We start from the raw sequence: 1,204 nt of genomic DNA on the forward strand, positions 1-1,204 counted from the left end.
GGCTTCCCCGTTCCGGCGCGGCACGGCGTCGCGAATGGCGGCCAATTCCACGGAGAGCGCCTTGAAGGCCGGCTCGCGGCGCAGTTGGTTTTCCGTGGCACCCGAGAGCAGGGACAGCTCGTTCAGGCTGAGGCCGGGCCGCTGCTCGTGCAGTCGGCGGGCGTAGGGCAGACTGGCTTCCCCGTCCAGGCGCGGCACGGCGTCGCGAATAGCGTCGAGAATGGCGGCCAATTCCACGGAGAGCGCCGTGAAGGCCGGATCGCCGCGCAGATGGTTTTCCATGGCACCCGAAAGCAGGGACAGCTCGCTCAGGCTGAGGCCGGGCCTCTGCTCGTGCAGGCGGCGGGCGTAGGGCAGATTGGCTTCCCCGTCCAGGCGCGGCACGGCGTCGCGAATGGTGGCCAGTTCCACGGGGAGCGCCTTGAAGGCCGGCTCGCGGCGCAGATGGGTTTCCAAAGTGCCCGAGAGCAGGGMCAGCTCGCTCAGGCTGAGGCCGGGCCGCTGCTCGTGCAGTCGGCGGGCGTAGGGCAGACTGGCTTCCCCGTCCCGGCGCGGCACGGCGTCGCGAATGGCGTCGCGAATGGCGGCCAGTTCCACGGGGAGCGCCTTGAAGGCTGGATCGCGGCGCAGTTGGCTTTCCACGGTCCCCGAGAGCAGGGACAGCTCGCTCAGGCCGAGGCCGGGCCGCTGCTCGTGCAGGCGGCGGGCGTAGGCCAGACTGGTTTCCCCGTCCTGGCGCGGCACGGCGTCGCGAATGGCGTCGCGAATGGCGGCCAGTTCCACGGAGAGCGTCTTGAAGGCCGGATCGCTGCGCAGTCGGCTTTCCGCGGCGGCCGAGAGCAGGGACAACTCTCTCAGGCTGAGGCCGGGCCGCTGCTCGCGCAGTCGGCGGGCGTAGGGCAGATTGGCTTCCCCGTCCCGGCGCGGCACGGCGTCGCGAATGGCGGCCAGTTCCACGGAGAGCGCCTTGAAGGCCGGCTCGCTGCGCAGATGGCTTTCCACGGCACCCGAAAGCAGGGACAGCTCGTTCAGGCTGAGGCCGGGCTGCTGCTCGCGCAGGCGGCGGGCGTAGGCCAGGCTGGCTTCCCCGTCCCGGCGCGGCACGGCGTCGCGAATGGCGGCCAATTCCACGGAGAGTGCCTTGAAGGCCGGCTCGCGGCGCAGTTGGCTTTCCGCCGCGCCCGAGAGCAGGGACAGCTCGCTC

1 protein-coding gene is annotated in these 1,204 nt (G+C 71.2%); it reads right to left on the reverse strand.

What is annotated here, in order from left to right; all coding sequences use genetic code 11:
• Positions 1-1,204 (reverse strand): hypothetical protein (locus AC1DQ3_RS36455; RefSeq protein WP_477124942.1); only part of this gene is annotated, 1,204 nt, incomplete at both ends.

This window comes from Cupriavidus sp. 01T418 (assembly GCF_056398885.1).